This window comes from Franconibacter pulveris (assembly GCF_056780215.1).
Map to the genome: position 1 here is coordinate 3,786,692 of NZ_CM165555.1, position 21,722 is coordinate 3,808,413.

20 protein-coding genes are annotated in these 21,722 nt (G+C 55.3%); 9 read left to right on the plus strand and 11 right to left on the minus strand.

The window, feature by feature from the left end; translation table 11 throughout:
* Window positions 1–39: 39 nt before the first annotated feature.
* Entirely contained in the window at window positions 40–1,056 is a 1,017-nt protein-coding gene (gene galR, locus ACU4F7_RS17820) for an HTH-type transcriptional regulator GalR (protein WP_029591012.1), read from the plus strand.
* Here the strand turns inward: galR and ACU4F7_RS17825 are convergent.
* The 5 genes from ACU4F7_RS17825 to ACU4F7_RS17845 form a co-directional block, all read right to left on the minus strand.
* Complete coding sequence (locus tag ACU4F7_RS17825) at window positions 1,044–1,493, minus strand: GNAT family N-acetyltransferase (protein ID WP_481637463.1); 450 nt, start codon at window positions 1,491–1,493, stop codon at window positions 1,044–1,046. The genes galR and ACU4F7_RS17825 overlap by 13 nt on opposite strands.
* A complete protein-coding gene (locus ACU4F7_RS17830; RefSeq protein ID WP_029591014.1) occupies window positions 1,490–2,263 on the minus strand; it encodes an FCD domain-containing protein in 774 nt (257 codons plus the stop codon). The genes ACU4F7_RS17825 and ACU4F7_RS17830 overlap by 4 nt, the downstream gene beginning before the upstream one ends.
* A 66-nt stretch (window positions 2,264–2,329) precedes the next feature.
* On the minus strand, window positions 2,330–2,647 hold the full coding sequence (locus ACU4F7_RS17835; RefSeq protein ID WP_481637464.1) for a PTS sugar transporter subunit IIB: 318 nt from the start codon (window positions 2,645–2,647) through the stop codon (window positions 2,330–2,332).
* A gap of 9 nt (window positions 2,648–2,656) precedes the next feature.
* Entirely contained in the window at window positions 2,657–4,084 is a 1,428-nt protein-coding gene (locus ACU4F7_RS17840; protein ID WP_481637465.1) for a glycoside hydrolase family 1 protein, read from the minus strand.
* Between the two features lie 7 nt (window positions 4,085–4,091).
* Window positions 4,092–5,429, minus strand: coding sequence for a PTS sugar transporter subunit IIC (locus ACU4F7_RS17845; protein ID WP_024559251.1), 1,338 nt, complete (start codon window positions 5,427–5,429; stop codon window positions 4,092–4,094).
* A 326-nt stretch (window positions 5,430–5,755) separates the two neighbouring features.
* Between ACU4F7_RS17845 and ACU4F7_RS17850 the strand changes: the two genes are divergently transcribed.
* A complete protein-coding gene (locus tag ACU4F7_RS17850) occupies window positions 5,756–6,784 on the plus strand; it encodes a LacI family DNA-binding transcriptional regulator (RefSeq protein WP_035887649.1) in 1,029 nt (342 codons plus the stop codon).
* Here ACU4F7_RS17850 and lysA read toward each other — a convergent pair.
* The gene (gene lysA, locus ACU4F7_RS17855; RefSeq protein ID WP_029591017.1) at window positions 6,776–8,038 is read right to left on the minus strand and encodes a diaminopimelate decarboxylase; all 1,263 of its coding nucleotides are present in this window, start codon (window positions 8,036–8,038) and stop codon (window positions 6,776–6,778) included. The genes ACU4F7_RS17850 and lysA overlap by 9 nt on opposite strands.
* A gap of 134 nt (window positions 8,039–8,172) precedes the next feature.
* On the opposite strand from lysA, the gene ACU4F7_RS17860 reads away from it, so the two are divergent.
* On the plus strand, window positions 8,173–9,096 hold the full coding sequence (locus tag ACU4F7_RS17860) for a LysR family transcriptional regulator (protein ID WP_029591018.1): 924 nt from the start codon (window positions 8,173–8,175) through the stop codon (window positions 9,094–9,096).
* On the opposite strand, the gene ACU4F7_RS17865 is transcribed toward ACU4F7_RS17860, so the two are convergent.
* Window positions 9,097–9,795, minus strand: a complete 699-nt coding sequence (locus ACU4F7_RS17865) for an aspartate/glutamate racemase (RefSeq protein ID WP_024555504.1) — start codon at window positions 9,793–9,795, stop codon at window positions 9,097–9,099.
* 151 nt (window positions 9,796–9,946) lie between these two features.
* Here ACU4F7_RS17865 and ACU4F7_RS17870 point away from each other — a divergent pair, with 151 nt between their 5' ends.
* Window positions 9,947–10,270, plus strand: coding sequence for a cupin domain-containing protein (locus ACU4F7_RS17870; protein ID WP_481637466.1), 324 nt, complete (start codon window positions 9,947–9,949; stop codon window positions 10,268–10,270).
* A gap of 46 nt (window positions 10,271–10,316) precedes the next feature.
* Here ACU4F7_RS17870 and wzz(fepE) read toward each other — a convergent pair whose 3' ends face one another.
* A complete protein-coding gene (wzz(fepE), locus tag ACU4F7_RS17875; RefSeq protein WP_481637467.1) occupies window positions 10,317–11,435 on the minus strand; it encodes an LPS O-antigen length regulator Wzz(fepE) in 1,119 nt (372 codons plus the stop codon).
* 608 nt (window positions 11,436–12,043) lie between these two features.
* Between wzz(fepE) and ACU4F7_RS17880 the strand changes: the two genes are divergently transcribed.
* Genes ACU4F7_RS17880 through ACU4F7_RS17895 form a run of 4 tightly spaced genes read left to right on the plus strand, consistent with a single transcriptional unit; the run spans window position 12,044 to window position 16,282 of the window.
* Window positions 12,044–12,934 (plus strand): carbohydrate ABC transporter permease, encoded by an 891-nt coding sequence (locus ACU4F7_RS17880; protein WP_029591022.1) that lies wholly within the window; start codon window positions 12,044–12,046, stop codon window positions 12,932–12,934.
* On the plus strand, window positions 12,927–13,841 hold the full coding sequence (locus ACU4F7_RS17885) for a carbohydrate ABC transporter permease (RefSeq protein ID WP_481637468.1): 915 nt from the start codon (window positions 12,927–12,929) through the stop codon (window positions 13,839–13,841). The genes ACU4F7_RS17880 and ACU4F7_RS17885 overlap by 8 nt, the downstream gene beginning before the upstream one ends.
* Before the next feature lie 12 nt (window positions 13,842–13,853).
* Entirely contained in the window at window positions 13,854–14,993 is a 1,140-nt protein-coding gene (locus ACU4F7_RS17890) for an ABC transporter ATP-binding protein (protein WP_481637469.1), read from the plus strand.
* Complete coding sequence (locus tag ACU4F7_RS17895; protein WP_029591025.1) at window positions 14,993–16,282, plus strand: ABC transporter substrate-binding protein; 1,290 nt, start codon at window positions 14,993–14,995, stop codon at window positions 16,280–16,282. The genes ACU4F7_RS17890 and ACU4F7_RS17895 overlap by 1 nt, the downstream gene beginning before the upstream one ends.
* A 379-nt stretch (window positions 16,283–16,661) precedes the next feature.
* Here the strand turns inward: ACU4F7_RS17895 and kduD are convergent, their stop codons facing one another.
* Window positions 16,662–17,423, minus strand: a complete 762-nt coding sequence (kduD, locus tag ACU4F7_RS17900; RefSeq protein ID WP_024555511.1) for a 2-dehydro-3-deoxy-D-gluconate 5-dehydrogenase KduD — start codon at window positions 17,421–17,423, stop codon at window positions 16,662–16,664.
* A 563-nt stretch (window positions 17,424–17,986) separates the two neighbouring features.
* Here kduD and ACU4F7_RS17905 point away from each other — a divergent pair.
* Window positions 17,987–19,162, plus strand: a complete 1,176-nt coding sequence (locus ACU4F7_RS17905) for an oligogalacturonate lyase family protein (RefSeq protein WP_029591026.1) — start codon at window positions 17,987–17,989, stop codon at window positions 19,160–19,162.
* Window positions 19,163–19,360: 198 nt separating this feature from the next.
* Here ACU4F7_RS17905 and ACU4F7_RS17910 read toward each other — a convergent pair whose 3' ends face one another.
* Together ACU4F7_RS17910 and ACU4F7_RS17915 are read right to left on the minus strand one after the other, a co-directional pair.
* Entirely contained in the window at window positions 19,361–20,041 is a 681-nt protein-coding gene (locus tag ACU4F7_RS17910; RefSeq protein ID WP_029591027.1) for an oligogalacturonate-specific porin KdgM family protein, read from the minus strand.
* 440 nt (window positions 20,042–20,481) lie between these two features.
* On the minus strand, window positions 20,482–21,663 hold the full coding sequence (locus tag ACU4F7_RS17915) for an acetyl-CoA C-acetyltransferase (protein ID WP_029591029.1): 1,182 nt from the start codon (window positions 21,661–21,663) through the stop codon (window positions 20,482–20,484).
* Window positions 21,664–21,722: the final 59 nt, after the last annotated feature.

Sequence of the window (21,722 nt, forward strand, 5' to 3'; positions counted from 1 at the left end):
TAACCGTGTGTAAACGTTTACCCATGCAGAAGGTATTTTATGGCGACTATAAAGGATGTTGCGCGGCTTGCTGGAGTCTCTGTCGCCACCGTGTCTCGCGTCATTAACGACTCGCCAAAAGCCAGCGATGCTTCCCGTCAGGCGGTGCAGGAGGCCATGGAAACGCTGAATTACCACCCTAACGCCAACGCCCGCGCGCTCGCGCAGCAAACCACCGAAACCGTAGGCCTGGTGGTCAGCGATGTGTCCGATCCCTTTTTCGGCGCCATGGCGAAAGCGGTGGAACAGGTGGCCTATAACACCAACAATTTTTTGCTGATCGGCAATGGCTACCACAACGAACTGAAAGAGCGACAGGCGATAGAGCAACTCATCCGCCACCGCTGCGCCGCGCTGGTGGTGCATGCCAAGATGATCCCGGATGAAGAACTGGCGCCGCTGATGAAGCAAATTCCCGGCATGGTGCTGATTAACCGCATTTTGCCAGGTTTCGAGCGCCGCTGCGTGGCGCTGGATGACCGCTACGGCGCGTGGCTCGCCACCCGCCACCTGATTCAACAAGGCCACACCCGCATCGGCTACCTGTGCTCCAACCACGCTATTTCGGATGCCGAAGACCGGCTGCAGGGCTATTACGACGCCCTGAAAGAGCACGGTTTGCCCTGCAACGAAAGGCTGGTGAGCTTCGGCGAACCGGATGAGAGCGGCGGCGAACAGGCGATGACCGAACTGCTGGGGCGAGGAAAACAGTTTACCGCCGTGGCCTGCTATAACGACTCCATGGCGGCGGGCGCGATGGGAGTGCTGAACGACAACGGCATTGACGTGCCGAAAGAGATTTCGCTTATCGGCTTCGACGACGTGCTGGTTTCACGCTACGTGCGCCCAAGGCTCACCACGATTCGCTATCCCATCGTGACGATGGCGACCCAGGCGGCGGAACTCGCGCTGGCGCTCGCCGATAACCGCACGCCGCCGGAAGTCACCCACCTTTTCAGCCCTACGCTGGTGCGCCGCCACTCCGTCAGCGCGCCGCAGGAGAATCAAAGCCCGTAGCGGTAGAGGTGAACGGATTTATCGGGATATTCCAGGCCGTCGCCGATGTATTGCCAGCCGGAACGTTCGTAATAATTTTTGCAGGCGGAATAGAGATAAAGGTCGGTAAAGCCAAGGCTTCGGGCAAATCCTGTCACCGTCTCCTGCAACATTCCCCCCAGCCCCTTGCCGCGCTGCGATTCATCAATATAGAGCGCGGCGAGCCACGGGAAGAGATCCTGACGGCTGATTAAATCGCAGCGCCATAAGCCGACCGTGCCCAGCAGCTTTTCGCCCTCGGTGGCGATAAACGTCAGCGGCAGCGCGCCGGGTTTCTGGCTGTGGTTAACGATGCTGGCGAAAAAGTCGCGCGGCTGCGCGGGGCCGAAGGCCTGCCAGAGCCAGTCGGTTACCTGCTCCGCGTGCTGCGGCGCTTCATAAAGCGGCTGAATAATCACTGCATTTTTCCCTGAAAAATAGGTACGGATTCAAACAAATAGCCGTCGAAATCGGGTGCATCGGCGTCTGAAAGCTCCAGCAGGCTGTTTTTGGTGTTTTCAAGATGTTGCCACATCGCCTGCCAGGCGCCCATGACATCGCGACGGCGCAAAGCGGCAAGAATGGTCTGGTGTTCGCCAAGCCATTTCAGGCGGTAGCTGCGGCTTTCAATATGGGCGTGCAGCTGTTGCCAGAGCGGGCTGCTGTCCATATGCCGCCAGATGCTCTCCACCGTGGCGAGCAGCATCTGGTTTTGCGATGCGCCCGCCAGCACCAGATGAAACAGCTTGTAATTATCCTGGCTGCTGTCGTTCATGGCGATGGCGCGCTGCTCCTGCTCCAGAATGCGCTTAAGGTTATCGATATCGGCTTTGGTGGCCATTTTCGCCGCGAAGGCGGCGATATTACTCTCCAGCAGCTGGCGCGCCTGGAGCATTTCAAACGGCCCGATGTCGCTGTTGAAAAAACGCTCTTCCTCAGTTTCATTTTCCGTAGGAATACGCATGACGTAGACGCCGGAGCCCTGGCGGATATCCACCGTGCCCTGCAGCTCCAGCATCAACAGCGCCTCGCGCACGATGGTGCGGCTGACGCCGTACTTTTCCGCAATATTACGCTCCGGTGGCAGCCGCGAACCGACAGGATAGTGGCCCTGGATTATCTGCTCCCTGAGGTCCTCACCAATCTCCTGGTACTGCTTTTTTTCGGGCGGAACAACCACCTTATCCACGATATCACCTGTGTACTGAATTGAGCCTGAGAAGCTTCTCCGCTTTAAACGCGGAAAAAACGCGCACTAGATTACCAGACTCAGCGCCTGATCGAGAACTTTCGCGCCGTTTAAGGTGCCATAGGCTACCGTATCGATAACGTCGATAGGGATCTGATGCTCATCGGTCAGCTTTTTATTCTCGGCAAGCTTGAAGCGCACCTGCGGGCCGAGCAGCACCGCCTGGATTTCGGCGGCGTGGCTTTGCAACTCATCGCGCAGGTTTTGCTCCGGGATAGCGTAGATGCGGTACTCCAGCCCCCGCTCCGCCGCCGCCTTTTCCATTTTGGTCACCACCAGCGAGGTGGACATGCCTGCGGAACAGCACAGTACGATACGTTTCATGGTCGCTCCTTATTTCCAGTCATCATCAATGTTCAGGGTCAGCGTGCGGGTTTCGCGAAGCGCCCGGTACCAGCCTGCCGATTTCTTAGCCCGTCTCGCCCGGTTGTTTTGCAGATCAACTTCAATCAGCCCATAGCGGTTTTTGAACGCGTTCATCGGCGAGACGTTGTCGGTGAAGGCCCAGAGCATGTAGCCCTGGCAGTTCGCCCCGGCTTCGCGGGCAAGCAGCGTCTGGTAGAGGTGCTCGCTGATAAAACCAATGCGGTAGTCATCCTGAATAACCCCTTCGGCGTTGCGAAACTGCCCTTCATTTTCAATGCCCATGCCGCTTTCAGCGATAAACCACGGGATGTTGCGGTAGTCGTTTTTGATGCGCGTCGCCATGTCATAAATAATGCGCGGGTAGATTTCCCAGCCGCGGGATTTATTCATCCGCCGTCCCGGCAGTTCGAAAGGCTCATAGTAGTAAGCCGGATGGAACGGCGTTTGCGGGTTCCAGGCGCGCGACGGCGCTTTCACCCGGTGCGGGTAATAGAGATTGATGCCAAGCTCATCGACGGTGTTGTCGCGAATGAGCGCCAGCTCGTCGGCGCTGTAGTCCCACTGCACGCCATGCTGCTCCAGCAGCGCCACCAGCGCCTGCGGATAGCGGCCGTGGACCATCGGGTCGAGAAATATGCGGTTATAAAACAGATCGTACATTTCCGCCGCTTTCACATCGTGCGGCGCGCTGGAGCGCGGATAGGTCACTTCCGGGTTCAGGATAGCCCCCACGCTGCCTGTATAGCCCTTCTCGCGGAACAGCTTCACCACTTTCGCCGTGGCGAGGTTTTTATGGTGGTTCCACTGCATCCAGGTGGAGGTGTTCTGCTCATAAGGCCAGCGCAGCGCGTCCAGATAAACCCGCGTTTGCACCACAATGGGTTCGTTGAAAGTAAACCAGCGCGACACTTTGTGGTGATAGCGCTCAAACACCTTTTCGGCGTACAGCGCAAACAGCTCAACCACCTTCTTCGACGCCCAGCCGCCGTAGTTTTCAAACAGATAAGCAGGCAGCTCATAGTGCTCAAGGCAGATCATCGGCTCAATGCCGGCCGCCAGCATCTCGTCGATAAAGTTGTCGTAATAGCGGGCGTACTCTTCGTCCACCACGCCCTTTTCGTAATCGGTAAAAAAGCGCGACCAGTTGATGGAGGTGCGGTAATGCGTCAGCCCCGCCTGCTTCATTAGCGCCACCTCTTCCCGGTAGCGGTTGTAGAGGTCAGTCGCCACCGCCGGGCCGTAGCCCTCGTGCCAGACGTGGCGGTCATTCTTGTACCAGATATCCATATATGAATCCTGGCCCTCTTTTTTGCCGCTCCAGCCTTCGGTCTGCCAGGCGGACGAGGCCGCGCCAAGAATGAAATCCTGCGGAATGGTAATGCTTTTTTGACTCATGGTGTCCTCACGCGTTTTTCGCCATTTCCGGGTTGGCGGCCTGCAGCTGCGCCTGCTCGGCGCGACGAGAAGCCACTTTCACAAACGGCAGATAAATCAGAATTGAAACCAGAATGCAGACCAGTTGGGTCACTACCGCACCCATCGACCCCGCCGTGGAGAGCCAGGCGTTGATAAGCGGCGGCGTGGTCCAGGGCACCATAACCACCGCTTTACCGGCAAAGCCCGTTACGGTGGCGAAATAGCCAATCGTGCCGGTGACCAGCGGCGTGATAATGAAAGGAATGGCGAGGATGGGGTTGAGCATGATCGGCATACCAAAAATGACCGGCTCGTTGATGTTAAAGATGCCCGGGCCGAACGAGAGCTTGGCTATCTCTTTCATCTCTTTACGTTTGGTGGCGATCATCACCGCAATCAGCAGGCCAATGGTCAGCCCGGAGCCGCCGATGCTCATATACACATCCCAGAACGGCATGGTGATGATGTTCGGCACCTCTTTGCCCTGCTCGAAAGCGCTCATGTTGACGGTTATCGCGCCAAGCAGCAGCGGTTCGCGAATGGGCTTAATCATCTGATTGCCGTGAATGCCGATCACCCAGAAAAGCTGCGCGACAAACATCAACAGCAGGATCCCGGGCAGGCTTTGCACCACGCGTTCCAGCGGCTGCTGCACCACCTGATAAACCGCATCGTAAAGGTACATGCCGGTCAACTGATGGAAGACAAAGCCGAACGTCGCGATAACGGTCGTGGTGATAATGGCCGGGATCAGTGCGGAAAACGAGGCGGAAACGTTAGGCGGCACGGTGTCCGGCATTTTGATGCGCAGCCCCGGGCGGCTCTCGAGCCAGCAGTAAATTTCCACGGAAAGGATAGCGATAAACATGCCGAGGAACAGGCTGCGGGTATCGGAGAACTGGCGCGCCAGCACATCTTTCACTACGTGCATCTGGCCGTCGATCATCATCTCAAGCGTGGTCGGCGTGACGCAAATAAAACAGATAACCGCCAGCAGGCCGGGAAAGAGCGTTTTGATGCCGTTGATGCGGCCAAGCTCAATACCAATCAAAAAGACCGCGCCGATATTTAAAAAGTTAAGCGTGGCGTAGTTAATCGCGCTGGTGATGGGCTTCAGCGCGGCGAGAAACGACAGCGCCTGGAAGCTGGCGAGACCGTTTTTCGGGTCCAGCACCATGTTGGAGATAAGCACGGAAAACGCGCCGACGATAATGACCGGCATCAGGGTAATGAACGAGGCTTTGATCGCCATAATGTAGCGGTAGCTGTTGAATTTCGTGGCGAAACTGCCCAGCGAATCGATCAGCTTTTCCTGTAGTGCCATAGGGTATGACCTCAGTTGGGGGCTGTTGTTATGATGGACGGAGACCGCGTACTTCCGTTTTTTTGGTATGCCAAAACATAGAACCCGCTGCGGTAATTATCTGTGACTGATCTCGCACTCCGGGAAATTGGCATTCCGCAATCACGTTTCACTGCGAATTTGGCATACCACATTCCCTTTTTATTAGCAGGGCATTTACCTGCCGTTAAAATTGCCTTCTGAAAGCGTGATCGCGCCGGAGCTATTGGCGTAAGCACGCCCCGCCGCGCTCAACAAGCGGCGCGCTGTGATAAACTGCACAGCAATAAGTGACAGGAGAGTAATGAATGGCGACGATGCTGGATGTTTCACTGCGTGCGGGCGTTTCAAAGGCTACCGTCTCGCGCGTGCTGAACGGCACCGGGCAGGTGAAAGAGAGCACCCGTAAGCAGGTGTTCCGGGCGATGGAAGAGCTGGGCTACCGGCCCAATTTTCTTGCCCGATCGCTGGCTCACCGCACCAGCAACAGCATTGGCCTGGTGCTTTCCACCTTCGACGGCTTTTACTTTGGCCGCCTGTTGCAACAGGCGTCGCGCCAGACGGAAACCCACGGCAAACAGCTGATTGTCACCGACGGGCACGACGCGCCCGTCCGCGAGCTGGAAGCGGTGCAGATGCTCGCCGACCGCCAGTGCGACGCCATTGTGCTCTACACCCGCCACATGAGCGAAAAAGAGATAATGTCGCTCATCCATTCTATCGGCGTGCCGCTGGTGGTGATTAACCGCGACGTCAGCCAGGCGCGCGAGCGCTGCGTTTTCTTCGAACAGCAGGACGCCGCCTTTCAGGCAGTGGATTATCTAATTGCCCAGGGGCACCGGGAGATTGGCTGCATTACGGTGCCGATTAACACGCCAACCGGCAAAGCGCGGCTGGCGGGCTATCGTAAAGCGCTTGAAAAACATGGTATTGCCTGGGACGAGCGGCGGGTGAAAAACGGCGACTCAAAAATGCAAAGCGGCTATGAGCGCTGTCAGGAACTGCTGGAAAGCGGCGTGAAATTTACCGCGCTGTTCGCCGGAAACGACGACATGGCGCTTGGCGCGTCGAAAGCGCTGCACCAGGCGGGGCTGCGCATACCGGAAGATATTTCGCTGTTTGGTTTTGACGACGCCCCCAGCGCCGCATGGCTGGAGCCGGGGCTTTCCACCGTCTACTTGCCTATCGACAACATGATTACCACCGCCATCGACCAGGCTATCCGCCTTGCCAACGACGAGCCGCTGGAGCCCATTCCGCCGTTTACCGGCACACTGGTGCTGCGCGACTCCGTAACAAAAGGGCCGTACTATGACGGCCCGCCGGATTCAGAGTAACTCCAGCGCCAGCAACTCTTCGATGGTCTGACGGCGGCGAATTAAACGCGGTTCGCCGTTATCAAACAGCACTTCCGGCAGCAGCGGGCGGCTGTTGTAGTTGGAAGACATCGACGCGCCATACGCGCCGGTATCGTGCAGCACCAGATAGTCGCCAGGCTTCACTTCCGGCAATGCCCGGGTTTCCACCTTGCCGCCTTCCTGCTGGGTAAACACGTCTCCTGACTCGCACAGCGGCCCGGCCACTACCGTATCGATGAGCGGGTTTTTGCTAAGATCCCGCCCGTCCGCCGCCAGCGCGGAAATGTGATGATAGCTGCCGTACATGGAAGGCCGCATCAGATCGTTAAAGCCCGCGTCGATCAACACAAAATGGCGCGATCCCATCTGCTTGACGCTGCGCACCTGCGAGATCAGCACGCCGGACTCCGCCACCAGAAAACGTCCTGGTTCGATTTCAAGCTTGACCGGGTGGCCAAGATGATCGGCGATTTTCTCGCGCGCACCGTTCCAGAGACCGAAATAGTGAGCGGTATCGATAGCTTCTTCACCGTAGCGATACGGGATAGAAAGCCCGCCGCCTGCGGAGATGGCTTCCAGATCCTGGCCGAACTCCACCACCTGGCGCACCATCGCGCCGCACACCTGCTCCAGATGACCGTAGTCAACGCCGGAGCCGATATGCATGTGAATACCTACTAACTTCAGTTGATAGCGTTGCATTACGGCCAGCGCCTGCGGCAGATCGCTGTACCAGATGCCGTGCTTGCTGTTTTCGCCGCCGGTATTGGTTTTCTGGCTGTGACCGTGGCCGAAGCCCGGGTTGACGCGCAGCCAGACGCGATGGCCTGGCGACACGGCGCCGAGCTGTTCAAGCATATCCACCGAACCGGCATTCACCGGCACGCGCAGTTCGCTTACCCGCGCAAGCGTCGCGTCGTCTATCACGTCGGCGGTAAAGACTACATCGTCCGGGTTGCTCTGCGGATCGTATCCCGCCGCCAGCGCGCGCTCGATTTCACCGAGCGAGACGGAATCCACTTTCACGCCCTGCTCGCGCATCAGGCGCAGGATATGGATATTAGAACAGGCTTTCTGCGCGAAACGCACCACGTCGAACTGCTGCAGCTGCGCGATGCGATCGCGAATAATCTGCGCGTCATAAACCCAGACCGGGCAGCCAAACTGCGCGGGAAGGGTAATGAGATTGGCCGCATTCAGGGCGGTATCAGTATCGTTTAACGGACGTGGCATAGCAGGCTCCTTATTCGCTTTGCCTCATTACGCCACAGGCGGGAGTGAAGAAAAAATATCGTTTTCTCGGGAGTCTATGCAAAAATGATATGGAATGGCGGATTGCCTTCCCCGCCTGGTAAAAGGAGCCAGCCATGCCCGGCGTTACGCTGCGTCATATCGAAATTTTTCATGCGGTGATGACCGCCGGTAATGTGACCGAGGCGGCTAACCTGCTGCATACCTCGCAACCCACCGTCAGCCGCGAACTGGCGCGCTTTGAAAAGCTGATTGGCCTGCAGCTGTTTACCCGCAGCCGCGGGCGGTTGCACCCCACCGTGCAAGGGCTGCGGCTGTTTGAAGAGGTGCAGCGTTCCTGGTATGGGCTGGACCGGATTGTCAGCGCCGCCGAAAGCCTGCGCGAGTTTCGCCAGGGCGAGCTTTCCATCGCCTGCCTGCCGGTTTTCTCGCAATCTTTTTTACCGCTGCTGCTGGAGCCGTTCCTTGCCCGTTATCCGCAGGTAAGCCTGAATATCGTGCCGCAGGAGTCGCCGCTGCTTGAAGAATGGCTCTCCGCCCAGCGCCATGACCTGGGGCTGACGGAAAACATTACTACTCCCGCCGGCACTGAACGCCTGACGCTGCTGACCTTAAACGAAGTGTGCGTGCTCCCCGCAGGCCACCGGCTCGCGAAAAACGCGGCGCTGACGCCGCAGGATTTCGAAGGGGAAAATTACATTAGCCTTTCGCGCACCGACAGTTACCGTCAGCTGCTGGATTCGCTGTTTCAGGAGCATGAGGTCAAGCGGCGTATGGTGCTGGAGACGCACAGCGCCGCTTCGGTCTGCGCGATGGTGCGCGCAGGCGTAGGCATCTCTGTGGTAAACCCGCTTACCGCGCTGGATTACGCCGCAAGCGGCGTGGTAGTGCGGCGCTTCAGCGTGGCGGTGCCTTTTACCGTGAGCCTTATCCGCCCCCTGCACCGCCCCGCCTCGGCGCTGGTGGAAGCCTTCAGCGCTCATCTTCAGCAGCAGATGAGCCGCTTCACCGCGCCGCTTGAAGCGCTGCTGGCGAGCTGATTATGCTTCGCCCAGCATAAAATTCACCGCCTCAGCGGCGTGGATGGCGGCGGTATCAAACACCGGCACCGGGCAATCGTCCTGATTTAGCAACAGGCCGATTTCCGTGCAGCCGAAAATCACGCCCTGCGCCCCTTGCGCCACCAGCTTTGCTATCTCCTGCTGATAAAACGCCTTTGACGCTGGGGTGAACTGGCCGCAGCAAAGCTCGTCGAAAATGATCTGGTTGATGCGCGCTCTTGCCGCTTCGTCAGGCGTTAACGAGCGGATGCCATAATCGCTCTCGAGCCGACCGCTGTAGAAATCCTGCTCCATGGTATAGCGCGTGCCAAGCAGCGCCACGGTTTGCAAGCCTGCTTCACGAATAGCTCGCCCGGTGGCGCCAGCGATATGTAAAAACGGCAATTCGCAGCGGGATTCAATATGGTGCGCCACCTTGTGCATGGTATTCGTGCACAGCACTATGCCCTCAGCGCCGGCTTTTTGCAGGCCCAGCGCGGCCTGCGCCAGCATCTCCCCCGCCCGGTCCCATTCACCGCTCGACTGGCAGGCTTCTATCTCATGAAAATCGACGCTATGCAGCACAATTTTCGCTGAATGCAGCCCGCCCAGCCGCGCTTTTACCCCTTCGTTAATCAACCGGTAGTAAGGCACGGTGGATTCCCAGCTCATGCCGCCCAGTAAGCCAATGGTTTTCATATCGCCTCCGTGAATACGCGTTAAAAGGTTTATAACAGACAGCGGCGCCAAATGTGATCGGCTTTCCACTTCGCGCCGCTCCCGTTTCTTTTTATCAGCAGGCTGATATAGATTATTTGAAACATTGTTTTATTTATTAAGAGGCGGCTATATGTTTACCTTTCATAAAGAGACCCGGCTTGAAGATCTTGGCAATGGCGTGTCGCGCCGTATTCTTGCCCACGACGGCAAAATGATGGCGGTAGAGGTGCATTTTGAAGCGGGCGCCGTTGGCCCGATGCACAACCATCCTCATGAGCAGCTCACCTATGTGCTCTCCGGCGAGTTCGAATTCACCATCGGTGAAGAGACCCACCGTGTCAGCGCGGGCGATACGCTCTATAAAAAACCGTATGTTATACACGGCTGCGTCTGCCTGAAACCCGGGACGCTGCTCGATACGTTCACGCCAATGCGCGAAGATTTCCTGAAATAAAGATATAAAAAAGCCGCCCACAGGCGGCTTTAAGAAGCAGTAAATTTTACGGCAAAATGGCAGTTTCACGTATAACGCGTTGCGCCATGGCGTGGCGAAGAAGCACCGTGCCGCAGGCAATTATCAGACCTACAAGTGTCGCCAGCACCACTATGAATAATTTACGCGGACCGTCGTTTTTCACTGGCAGGGAAGCGGACATCTGGAAGTTAACCGGCGTAAAGTCCGTCTCTTCCACATTGAGCTTTTTCAGCTCCGCCAGGCGATATTCACGATTCTGAATAGCTGCGTTTAACGCAGAGACATCTTTAATGGATCGTTCAATCTCAAGTTTTTGCGCCAGCCCATCTGCGCCCAGCGCGATGGAATAATCCGGGTCATCTTTTACCGCCTGGCCATTGCTGTAGACAGGTTTTTTAATGCCCGCCGCGTTAGCGACCTCCAGCGAGTAGTGCAGGCGCTGAATGGCGATATTATGCTGATTGACGAGATTATTACGTTCAAGCGTCAGACGGCTCTCTTCCATACGGGTTTTTAAGTCCACGCTGGCGCGCAGATTATCAATCACCTCTTTTTGTACCGCCAGCGAAACGTAATTAATGTAATCGGAAAGCACTCGCTGGGCATCCTGCGCTTTCGGCGCAGTGAAGCTCAGCGTCCAGGAGCTGTAAGGCGAAGCGACTTTAGGGCTATCGTTAGACTGCATTTTGATCTTCTGTGCCACATTGGTTATGGCGAGTTGCAGGCTTGCTGTATTCCCTTGCGCTTTGCTTAACTGCGCCTGAACCCACGGAGAAGAACGCAGAAAAGCTTCCTGCATGCTTCGGGAATCGAATTTCTTCAGGAACAGGCTTTCGAGATATTTGGCATCAATTTGCGTATCAACATCCAGCACTTGCAACTGAATAATCATGCGTTGCAGTTCGATAAGTTGCGGCGTTTCAGCCGTTGAGATCACCGCCTCGCTGGTCCATTTCTGCGGCATGACCAATGCCATCGCCGCGCCTAATACAGCAAACACAGCGGTAACGAAAATTACCGTTTTAGCTGAACGGAAAAGCACCTCCAGTAAAGAGAGTAAATCTATTTCTTCATGGCGAGGGCGCTCAAAAGAAAGGCCGGTGGGTTGAGCCAGTGAATCATTTTTGATTTCAATAGAAGACATAATGAACGAATGAATAGTTGCGTATGAATAGTCAAATAAAAATTATTAACAATAAAACTATGTTGCTTGTAATGATTGCGCTTATATCAAGCTTCATCGTTATGCGCACAGTCTTTAGCCAGGAGGGACATCCTTTTGACAAGCCTAATTAAATTAGGTAACAAGAAAGAAACTACTCCCTGTTTCGATGAATGGAAAATTAGCCGACTCATTATTATTGCGGATATATACAGGCTGAATCAATCACAATCCTGATAACCTACCAAATATAGTACCCGCATTTTTTCGCGAAACCCCACCTGCTTCAAATTTTCGAAACACCGTTTCGACTCTGATCACATTTCCGCCATTTATCGAATGACGGCAAAATAAATAGCAATAAAATAAATTAAAACACCGTTTTACAAAAAAGAAACGGCGGTTCATCAGTGCGGGATGATGGATTTGTGGTGGTACGCCACACCGCAGCATCTTGCCTAACAAACAAATAAATACATAGAGATAGCAAAATCTACGCGCCCCCTGATTCTCACAGGCGCTTTTGCTGTCGCGGTGATACGCGTTTAAAACATCCGACTTCTAAACCCTTGATTGCCAGGTAGGTGTGTATGAATGAAAACAAGCTTCTGGGGCTGGCCTGGATATCGCCCTACATAATAGGGCTTATAATCTTTACGGCCTTCCCTTTTGTTTCTTCTTTCTTGCTCAGTTTCACCGAGTACGATTTGATGAACCCGCCGGTATTTAACGGTATTGAAAATTACCGCTATATGCTGACGGAAGATGACCTGTTCTGGAAATCAATGGGCGTCACGTTTGCCTATGTATTTCTGACTATCCCGCTGAAGCTTGCCTTCGCGCTGGGCATCGCGTTTGTGCTCAATTTCAAACTGCGCGGCATCGGTTTTTTCCGCACCGCGTATTACATTCCCTCGATTCTCGGCAGCTCCGTCGCCATCGCCGTGCTGTGGCGTGCGCTGTTTGCCATCGACGGCTTGCTGAACAGTTTTATCGGCGTGTTTGGCCTGGATCCGGTGAACTGGCTCGGAGAACCTTCGCTTGCGCTGATGTCGGTCACGCTGCTGCGCGTCTGGCAGTTTGGCTCCGCGATGGTGATTTTCCTTGCGGCGCTGCAAAACGTTCCGCAGTCGCAGTATGAAGCGGCGATGATCGATGGCGCGTCGAAATGGCAGATGTTTATGAAAGTGACCGTGCCGCTGATTACGCCGGTCATTTTCTTCAACTTCATCATGCAAACCACCCAGGCGTTCCAGGAGTTTACCGGTCCCTACGTCATTACCGGCGGCGGCCCGACCTACTACACCTATCTCTTCTCGCTCTATATCTACGACACGGCGTTCAAGTACTTCGACATGGGTTACGGCGCGGCGCTGGCGTGGGTGCTGTTCCTGGTGGTGGCGCTGTTCGCCTCCATAGCCTTCAAGTCGTCAAAATACTGGGTCTTCTACTCCGCCGATAAGGGAGGCAAAAATGGCTGATATTCAACAGGAACAACTTTCGCCGCGGCCTGCCATGAGCAACGCCGACCGCGAAGTGGCGCGCACCCTGAGGCGCGAAAAAATAAACCGCTCGGTTCGCTATGTCATTCTGCTGTTTGTCGGCCTGCTGATGCTCTACCCGCTGGCCTGGATGTTTTCAGCGTCGTTCAAGCCGAACCATGAGATTTTCACGACGCTCGGTCTGTGGCCCACCCACGCCACCTGGGATGGCTTTATTAACGGCTGGAAAACCGGCACCGAGTACAATTTCGGCCACTACATGCTGAACACGTTTAAGTATGTGATCCCGAAAGTGTTGCTGACCGTTATCTCCTCCACCATTGTGGCGTACGGTTTCGCACGCTTTGAGATCCCGTGGAAAAAGTTTTGGTTCGCCACGCTTATCGCCACCATGCTGCTGCCGAGCACCGTGCTGCTGATTCCGCAGTATCTGATGTTCCGCGAGATGGGCATGTTGAACAGCTATCTGCCGCTCTGGCTGCCGATGGCCTTCGCCACCCAGGGTTTCTTCGTTTTCATGCTGATCCAGTTTTTGCGCGGCGTACCGCGCGACATGGAAGAGGCGGCGCAAATCGACGGCTGCAACTCCTTCCAGGTGCTCTGGTATGTGGTTGTGCCCATCCTGAAGCCGGCGATGATCTCAGTGGCGCTGTTCCAGTTTATGTGGTCGATGAACGACTTCATCGGGCCGCTTATCTACGTCTACAGCGTGGATAAATACCCCATCGCGCTGGCGCTCAAAATGTCCATCGACGTCACCGAAGGGGCGCCGTGGAACGAAATTCTGGCAATGGCGAGCATCTCCATTCTGCCGTCCATCATCGTCTTCTTCCTGGCCCAGCGCTATTTCGTGCAGGGCGTGGCCAGCAGCGGAATTAAAGGTTAACGAGGGAATATCATGGCTGAGGTCATTTTCAATAAGTTAGAAAAAGTCTATTCCAACGGCTTTAAAGCGGTTCATGGTATCGACCTGAAGATCGCGGACGGCGAATTTATGGTGATTGTCGGCCCGTCGGGCTGCGCCAAATCCACCACGCTTCGCATGCTGGCGGGCCTTGAAACCATTAGCGGCGGCGAAGTGAAAATCGGTGAAAAGGTGGTAAACAACCTGGCGCCGAAAGAGCGCGGCATCGCGATGGTGTTCCAGAACTACGCGCTTTATCCGCACATGACGGTGCGCGAAAACCTCGCCTTCGGCCTGAAGCTCAGCAAGCTGCCGAAAGAGCAGATCGCCCGCCAGGTTGACGAAGCAGCGAAAATCCTTGAGCTTGACGAACTGCTCGACCGCCTGCCGCGCCAGCTCTCCGGCGGCCAGGCGCAGCGCGTGGCGGTAGGCCGCGCCATCGTGAAAAAACCGGACGTCTTCCTGTTTGACGAACCGCTCTCCAACCTCGACGCCAAGCTGCGCGCCTCGATGCGCATCCGTATTTCCGATTTGCACAAGCAGCTTAAGCAGAGCGGCAAGCCTGCCACCACGGTTTACGTTACCCACGACCAGACCGAAGCGATGACCATGGGCGACCGCATCTGCGTCATGAAGCTTGGCCACATCATGCAGGTCGATACGCCGGACAACCTCTATCACTTTCCGAAAAACATGTTCGTGGCGGGTTTTATCGGCGCGCCGGAGATGAACATCAAGCCTGGCAAGGTGGTGGAAAAAGCAGGACGCCTGTTTGTGACGGTAGGCAACGATACGCTGGCGCTCACTGACCGTCAGCAGGAGAAGCTGGCGGGTTACGTCGGCCAGAATGTCTTCTTCGGCGTGCGTCCGGAATATGTTTGCGTCAGCGACGCGCCTTACGCCGAAGCGTGCGGCGCCGGGGAGCTGGTGCGCGTAGAGAATATGGGGCATGAGTTCTTTGTCTACCTGAAGGTAGCGGACTTCGAACTCACCTGCCGCATTCCTTCCGATGAAGCTAAGCCCATGATTGCTAAGGGCCTTAATCGTAAGGTGTACTTTAAGTTCGACATGAATAAATGTCATATTTTTGACGCTAAAACAGAACAGAACCTCTCTCTGACAGGAGTCCAATAATGAAAAAATTACTACTGGGCGCAGCAATTTCCTCTACCCTCACCCTCTGCGCTTTTCCTTCTCTGGCGGCGGAAAACGTCGACCTGCGTATGTCCTGGTGGGGCGGCAACGGCCGTCACCAGGTGACGCTAAAAGCGCTGGAGGAGTTTCATAAGCAGCACCCGGACATCAGCGTGAAGCCAGAATATACCGGCTGGGACGGTCACCTCTCGCGCCTCACCACCCAGATTGCAGGCGGCACCGAGCCGGATGTGATGCAGACTAACTGGAACTGGTTGCCCATTTTCTCGAAAAACGGCGACGGCTTTTACGACCTCAACCAGGTTAAAGAGATTATCGACTTAAGCCAGTTCGACGCGAAAGAGCTGCAGTCCACCACCGTTAACGGCAAGCTGAACGGCATTCCGATTTCCGTTACCGCCCGCGTGTTTTATTACAACAACGAAACCTGGAAAAAAGCGGGCGTGGAATACCCGAAAACCTGGGATGCGCTGATGGCGGCGGGGAAAACCTTTGAAAGCAAGCTCGGCAAACAGTATTACCCGGTCGTGCTGGAGCATCAGGACGTGCTCGCGCTGCTCAACTCTTACATGGTGCAGAAATACAACCTGGCGGCCGTTGACGAGAAAACCAAAAAGTTCGCCTACAGCAAAGAGCAGTGGGTTGAGTTTTTCGGCATGTACAAAAAGCTTATCGACAGCCACGTGATGCCGGACACCAAGTACTATGCCTCGTTTGGCAAGAGCAACATGTATGAGATGAAGCCGTGGATCCAGGGCGAGTGGGCCGGCACCTACATGTGGAACTCCACCATCACGAAATACTCCGACAACCTGAAGCCGCCGGCGAAGCTGGAGCTTGGCGCCTACCCGATGCTGCCGGAAGCCAAAGACGCAGGCCTGTTCTTTAAACCGGCGCAGATGCTGTCGATTGGCAAATCGACTAAACACCCGAAAGAAGCCGCGCAGTTGATTAACTTCCTGCTTAACAGCAAGGAAGGGGTGGCGGCGCTTGGCCTTGAACGCGGCGTGCCGCTGAGCAAAGCGGCGGTAGAACAGCTGACTAAAGAGGGCGTTATCAAAGATGAAGATCCGTCTGTCGCAGGCCTGAAGCTGGCGCAGTCGCTGCCGACGACGCTTGCGGTTTCGCCTTACTTTGACGACCCGCAGATCGTTTCGCAGTTCGGCACCGCGCTGCAATATATCGACTACGGTCAGAAATCGGTGGAAGAGACCGCCGCCGAGTTCCAGCGCCAGGCGGAGCGTATCTTGCGCCGCGCCGCGCGTTAAGCGCGTTGAGCGCGTATCCCTGCCCTGCCGTTTACGGCGGGGTATTTTTTTGCCCTTTCAGGGAGCGAGCGCTTCGCGCTGTTCACGCTTACGCAGCAGCGGCGCTGTGTTGGCACAGTCGCTCATGCCACTGCCCGATGACGCACCCTCCCCCTCACAAGGAGAGGGAGAAACGCGAGCAGGTTTTTGACCGCCCGCTCCCCTGCTCCCTTACCTTTTGTGGAGAAAGGTTAGAGTGAATTGCGAAACACGCTCGCCCGGGTTTACCTTCCCCCCTTGATGCCGGCAGAAAGCCGCAGCGCCGCCCGCCGTTTCGCCCATGGGCTGGCAATAAAAAAGCCTCCGCAAAGGGAGGCTTTTTTTATCACATCACTCGCGCTTAGCGCGCCAGCCAGCCGCCGTCTACCGCCACGGTGTAGCCGTTGATGTAGTCGGAAGCGCTGGAGGCCAGGAACACCACCGGCCCCATCAGATCGCTCGGCAGACCCCAGCGGCCCGCCGGGATACGGTCGAGGATCTCCGCGCTGCGCTGTTCATCAGCGCGCAGCTGCTGGGTATTGTTCGTCGCCATATAACCCGGCGCGATGGCGTTAACGTTGATGTTGTGCTTCGCCCATTCGTTCGCCATCAGGCGGGTAATGCCCATTACGCCGCTTTTCGAGGCGGTGTAAGAAGGCACGCGGATGCCGCCCTGGAAAGAGAGCATGGAGGCGATATTGATGATTTTGCCGCCATTGCCCTGGGCGATAAACTGCTTCGCCACACTCTGGGACATAAAGAAGACGCTCTTGATGTTCAGGTTCATCACATCATCCCAGTCCTGCTCGCTGAAGTTAATCGCATCGTCACGACGGATCAGGCCCGCATTATTTACCAGCACGTCAATGTGGCCGAACTCCGCCACCGCGCGCTCAATAAGCTCAGGGATAACGTCAATTTTACGCAGGTCGGCGGTCAGGCTCAGAAAACGACGGCCCAGCGCAGTAACGCGCTCGATAGTTTCCGTCGGTTCAACGATATTGATGCCGACAATATCGCAACCCGCTTCAGCAAGCCCGATAGCCATGCCCTGACCCAGACCGGTGTCGCAGCCGGATACTACAGCGACTTTACCTTGAAGAGAAAATGCATCCAGAATCATGTGTGTTTCCTTGTTAATCGAGCCTGTCACGAACAGGCGTGTAATTACGCTCTCCGCATCGCTCCCCTGAAATCCAGCGGAAAACAGCGATAATGCGGACGAACCGTTGCCTGCCTCATCAACAAAACATCGTTTCGTTTTCATCAATGGCATCATATTAAACTTACCGAAACACGTTTTCAATTATACTTAAAACAATGTTTCAATTTTTTGTGAGATTCCTGTCTAATTTGATGTTCCGATCACGCTTATCCTATTTTTCTCTTTCGGCCTGTTAACGCTAAATTTCGTAAGCTGTTGATAATAATAGTTACGCTTATCGGGCACAGCGTTAACCTTAAGAGGTGGCAGCCAGAATATGGCTGCGCTAAAACGAGAAAATGTGAAAGCGCGTAAGCAAAACCATAAAAATAAACGCAAGCCGCGTTGGAAGAATTTGTGCAGGATAAGCAAAGCGATAAAACGAAATTGCGCCCACAGTCACACACAATGAAACATTGTTTTGATAAATTAACACTCTATTTTTGAAAACTATTCACGGACCGACAAACGAGGAGCGCACTATGGCGAAAGGCATGCGGGTTAAACTGAACTATGAGGTCAGCCGTGACCCGGATACAGGGGCGGAAGTGACGCGCTTAACGCCTCCGGAAGTGACCTGCCACCGTAACTATTTCTACCAGAAATGTTTTTTTAACGACGGCAGCCATTTGCTGTTCGCAGGCGAGTTCGACGGGCACTGGAACTACTACTTGCTGAACCTGGCGAAAGCCGAGGCGGTACAGCTAACCGAAGGCGCTGGCGATAATACCTTCGGCGGCTTCCTGTCTCCTGACGACGCTTTCCTCTATTACGTGAAAAATGACCGCACGCTGCTCGAAGTGAATTTGCAAACCCTGGCGGAGCGTGAAGTGTACCGCGTGCCGCAAGAGTGGGTGGGCTATGGCACCTGGGTGGCCAACAGCGACTGCACCAAACTGGTCGGCATCGAAATTGCGAAAAGCGACTATGTGCCGCTGAGCGACTGGAAAATTTTTCACGATTTCTTCCATAAAGGCCCGCATTGCCGCCTGCTGCGCGTGGATCTGCAAACCGGCGAAAGCAAGACCATTCACGAAGAGAAGCTCTGGCTCGGCCACCCGATTTACCGTCCATTTGATGATAATACCGTCGCGTTCTGCCATGAAGGTCCGCACGATCTTGTGGATGCGCGCATGTGGCTGGTCAATGAAGACGGCAGCAACGTTCGCAAGGTAAAAGAGCATGCGGATGGCGAAAGCTGCACCCATGAATTTTGGGTGCCGAACGGTTCCGCGCTGGTTTACGTCTCTTACCTGAAGGGCAAGCAGGGCCGCACGGTGTATCGCTATGATCCTCAAAGCCAGCGTAATGAAGAGATTATGCCGATACCGGCCTGCTCCCATCTGATGAGCAACGTTGAGGGCACGCTGCTGGTGGGCGACGGTTCCGGCACGCCGGTAGATGTGAAAGACACAGGCGGCTACACCATCGACAACGATCCTTACCTCTACGTTTTTGACGTTGCGCGCAAGCGTTATTTCCGCGTGGCGCGGCACGATACCTCATGGGCGACGTTTGCCAACAGCCGCCAGGTCACACATCCGCACCCCTCTTTTACGCCCGACGACAGCGCCGTGCTATTCAGCTCGGATAAAGATGGCAAGCCTGCAATCTACATTGCGAAATTGCCCGAACAACGTGAAATGCTGCAAGCCTGAATTAATTGAGTGGTTCCGTAACTGGCCTTGCCCTCCCCTTGCGGGAGGGCCTTTTTATTTCCGCCGGGATAAATAAAAAAACCGTCCCGAAGGACGGCCCGTTATTTTGCAGATAAGCACAACATAACTTATATAAAAGCACATCAATTATCCCCTGCTTTTTACAGCAGGAGAGACTCAGCGAGGGTAAGTTATTTATCAGAAGCTGTAAGCTACGCCGACACGTAAACGCGTCTGGCGCTCATCGGTGCTTTTCACACCCACGTTGCCGACCTCAAAATAAGGCGCCCAGTTTTTATCAATTTTATAAGCCACCTTAGCGTTATATTCGTTGGAATAGTTTTTATTGTTATTACGCGCAAAGCCCTGGTCGCTTTTCGCGTAGACATAGTTTAATTCAGTACGCCATTCGCCCAGCGCAAAACCCACCCAGGCGTCGCCGCGGTTTACGCGGTCATCTTCTTCTGCGCCATCCGGCACGCGGGTATACTCGTAGCGATAGCGAGCCGCCAGGTAAACGCCATTATCGAAACTGTACTGTACGTGCAGGTTCGGTTTATAAATCGTTTTGCTGTCGCCGCTTTCCAGCGTAAAGCCCGGCGTAATGGCAATATTATCCGTCGCTTTCCAGCGCCAGCTAATATTATCCTCATGGCCGCTGCCTACCACTTCGTTAAAAGGACGAGACTGGTCGTCACCGCCGGAGCGCCATTTGGCTTCCACGCCAAAACCAAAACCATTTTCAAAACGGTGCGACACGGCTACGCGGTCAGCGTTAGAACCGCTGTCGATATATTCATGACGGAGATCCACGGTGACGGCCTGCGCCGTACAAGTTGCGCCACAAAGCACCGCCAGTCCCAGAGCTTTCTTAAACATAGAGTACCCTTAATAAAATGATGTTTCGTTTTTATGGAACTGCATTTTATTTTTATGAAGTGATTATTTTAGTGATCTCGATCGTAATTGATTGTTTCAAAAATAACGAAAAAACAACGCGTGACGCCGCGCAATAAAAAGCGCCCAAAAGAGCTATGAAAAAAGCGTGTGATCACAAAAAAAGGCGGGAGTTGTTTTCCATTTGTTATTTAACTTTCTGCAGGCCAGTTTGTTTCAAAAAGGGTGAAATAAAAACAGTTATAATAATAAAGCGGGTGATTGATGCGGAAAATATAATTTAAAACCTTTGAGGGTCTTAAACCGAAGTCAGAATGTCAGCGCCATTCAGCGAAAAAGATCACTTCTACCTTAATTAATAACCCTTCAGGCAATAAAAAACGCCTTCGCAGAGAAGGCGTTTTTTATTGCAGGCAAGTCTGTTAATCGCGATCGATTGCCAGCGCCACGCCCTGCCCGCCGCCAATGCACAGCGTGGCAAGCCCCTTACGCGCCTGCCGCTTGACCATCTCATGCACCAGCGACACCAGTATACGGCAGCCGGAAGCGCCAATCGGGTGACCCAGCGCGATAGCGCCGCCGTTAACGTTCACTTTATGCTGATCCCATTCCAGGACTTTGCCCACCGAGAGCGCCTGCGCCGCAAAGGCTTCGTTCGCCTCGATAAGATCAAGCTCGCCAAGCTGCCAGCCCGCCCGCTCAAGGCAGCGGCGCGTGGCATAAACCGGGGCGATGCCCATGAAAGCCGGATCCACCCCGACGCTTGCGAAAGCGCGAATGCGCGCCATCACCGGCAGGTTCAGCTCTTCCGCTTTACTGGCGCTCATCATCATGACCGCCGCCGCGCCGTCATTAATAGAGGAAGCGTTGCCGGCCGTAACGCTGCCGCTTTTGTCGAACGCTGGCGCAAGCCTTGCAAGCCCTTCCGCGCTGGCGTCGGTACGGGGCTGTTCATCCGTATCCACGACCACAGCGGCGCCGCGCGGCTGCTCAACCGTAACCGGGACAATCTCATCGCGAAAGCGGCCGCTGTCGATGGCCGCCCGCGCTTTTTGCTGCGAAGCGAGCGCCCAGGCGTCCTGCAACTCGCGGCTGATGCCATATTCCCGCGCCAGGTTTTCGGCGGTAACGCCCATGTGGTAGTCATTAAATGCATCCCACAGGCCGTCATGCACCAGGCTGTCGATAAGCTGGCTGTTGCCAAGGCGCGCGCCGGTACGGCTGTCGATAAGCACATGCGGCGCGCGGCTCATGTTCTCCTGGCCGCCCGCGATAACCACATCGGCTTCGCCGCACTGAATGGCCTGCGTTGCCAGATGCAGCGCCTTAAGCCCGGAGCCGCAGACGTCGTTAATGGTGATGGCGGAAACCGTGGTCGGCAGCCCGCCTTTGATGGCGGTTTGCCGCGCCGGGTTCTGTCCGGCGCCTGCGGTTAAAACCTGCCCAAGGATAACCTCATCCACCCATTGCGGGTTGAGTCCCGTACGGGCGAGCAGCGCCTCCACCACCAGGCTGCCCAGCTCCACGGCGGAGCGGGAGGCGAGCGCCCCCTGGAAACAGCCGATGGGCGTGCGCGCAGCCCCAACGATAACGACATCTTTCATGATTAACACTCCCTTGACAGAACCGGCCTATAGTAGTCGATTGTTAAGAGGTGGTATCA

Bases quoted from the DNA above. Each gene is read 5' to 3' on its own strand.
- galR (WP_029591012.1), top strand. From the start codon at position 40: ATGGCGACTATAAAGGATGTTGCGCGGCTTGCTGGAGTCTCTGTCGCC.
- ACU4F7_RS17835 (WP_481637464.1), bottom strand. From the start codon at position 2,647: ATGAAACGTATCGTACTGTGCTGTTCCGCAGGCATGTCCACCTCGCTG.
- ACU4F7_RS17840 (WP_481637465.1), bottom strand. From the start codon at position 4,084: ATGAGTCAAAAAAGCATTACCATTCCGCAGGATTTCATTCTTGGCGCG.
- ACU4F7_RS17845 (WP_024559251.1), bottom strand. From the start codon at position 5,429: ATGGCACTACAGGAAAAGCTGATCGATTCGCTGGGCAGTTTCGCCACG.
- ACU4F7_RS17850 (WP_035887649.1), top strand. From the start codon at position 5,756: ATGGCGACGATGCTGGATGTTTCACTGCGTGCGGGCGTTTCAAAGGCT.
- lysA (WP_029591017.1), bottom strand. From the start codon at position 8,038: ATGCCACGTCCGTTAAACGATACTGATACCGCCCTGAATGCGGCCAAT.
- ACU4F7_RS17860 (WP_029591018.1), top strand. From the start codon at position 8,173: ATGCCCGGCGTTACGCTGCGTCATATCGAAATTTTTCATGCGGTGATG.
- ACU4F7_RS17865 (WP_024555504.1), bottom strand. From the start codon at position 9,795: ATGAAAACCATTGGCTTACTGGGCGGCATGAGCTGGGAATCCACCGTG.
- ACU4F7_RS17870 (WP_481637466.1), top strand. From the start codon at position 9,947: ATGTTTACCTTTCATAAAGAGACCCGGCTTGAAGATCTTGGCAATGGC.
- ACU4F7_RS17880 (WP_029591022.1), top strand. From the start codon at position 12,044: ATGAATGAAAACAAGCTTCTGGGGCTGGCCTGGATATCGCCCTACATA.
- ACU4F7_RS17885 (WP_481637468.1), top strand. From the start codon at position 12,927: ATGGCTGATATTCAACAGGAACAACTTTCGCCGCGGCCTGCCATGAGC.
- ACU4F7_RS17890 (WP_481637469.1), top strand. From the start codon at position 13,854: ATGGCTGAGGTCATTTTCAATAAGTTAGAAAAAGTCTATTCCAACGGC.
- ACU4F7_RS17895 (WP_029591025.1), top strand. From the start codon at position 14,993: ATGAAAAAATTACTACTGGGCGCAGCAATTTCCTCTACCCTCACCCTC.
- kduD (WP_024555511.1), bottom strand. From the start codon at position 17,423: ATGATTCTGGATGCATTTTCTCTTCAAGGTAAAGTCGCTGTAGTATCC.
- ACU4F7_RS17905 (WP_029591026.1), top strand. From the start codon at position 17,987: ATGGCGAAAGGCATGCGGGTTAAACTGAACTATGAGGTCAGCCGTGAC.
- ACU4F7_RS17910 (WP_029591027.1), bottom strand. From the start codon at position 20,041: ATGTTTAAGAAAGCTCTGGGACTGGCGGTGCTTTGTGGCGCAACTTGT.
- ACU4F7_RS17915 (WP_029591029.1), bottom strand. From the start codon at position 21,663: ATGAAAGATGTCGTTATCGTTGGGGCTGCGCGCACGCCCATCGGCTGT.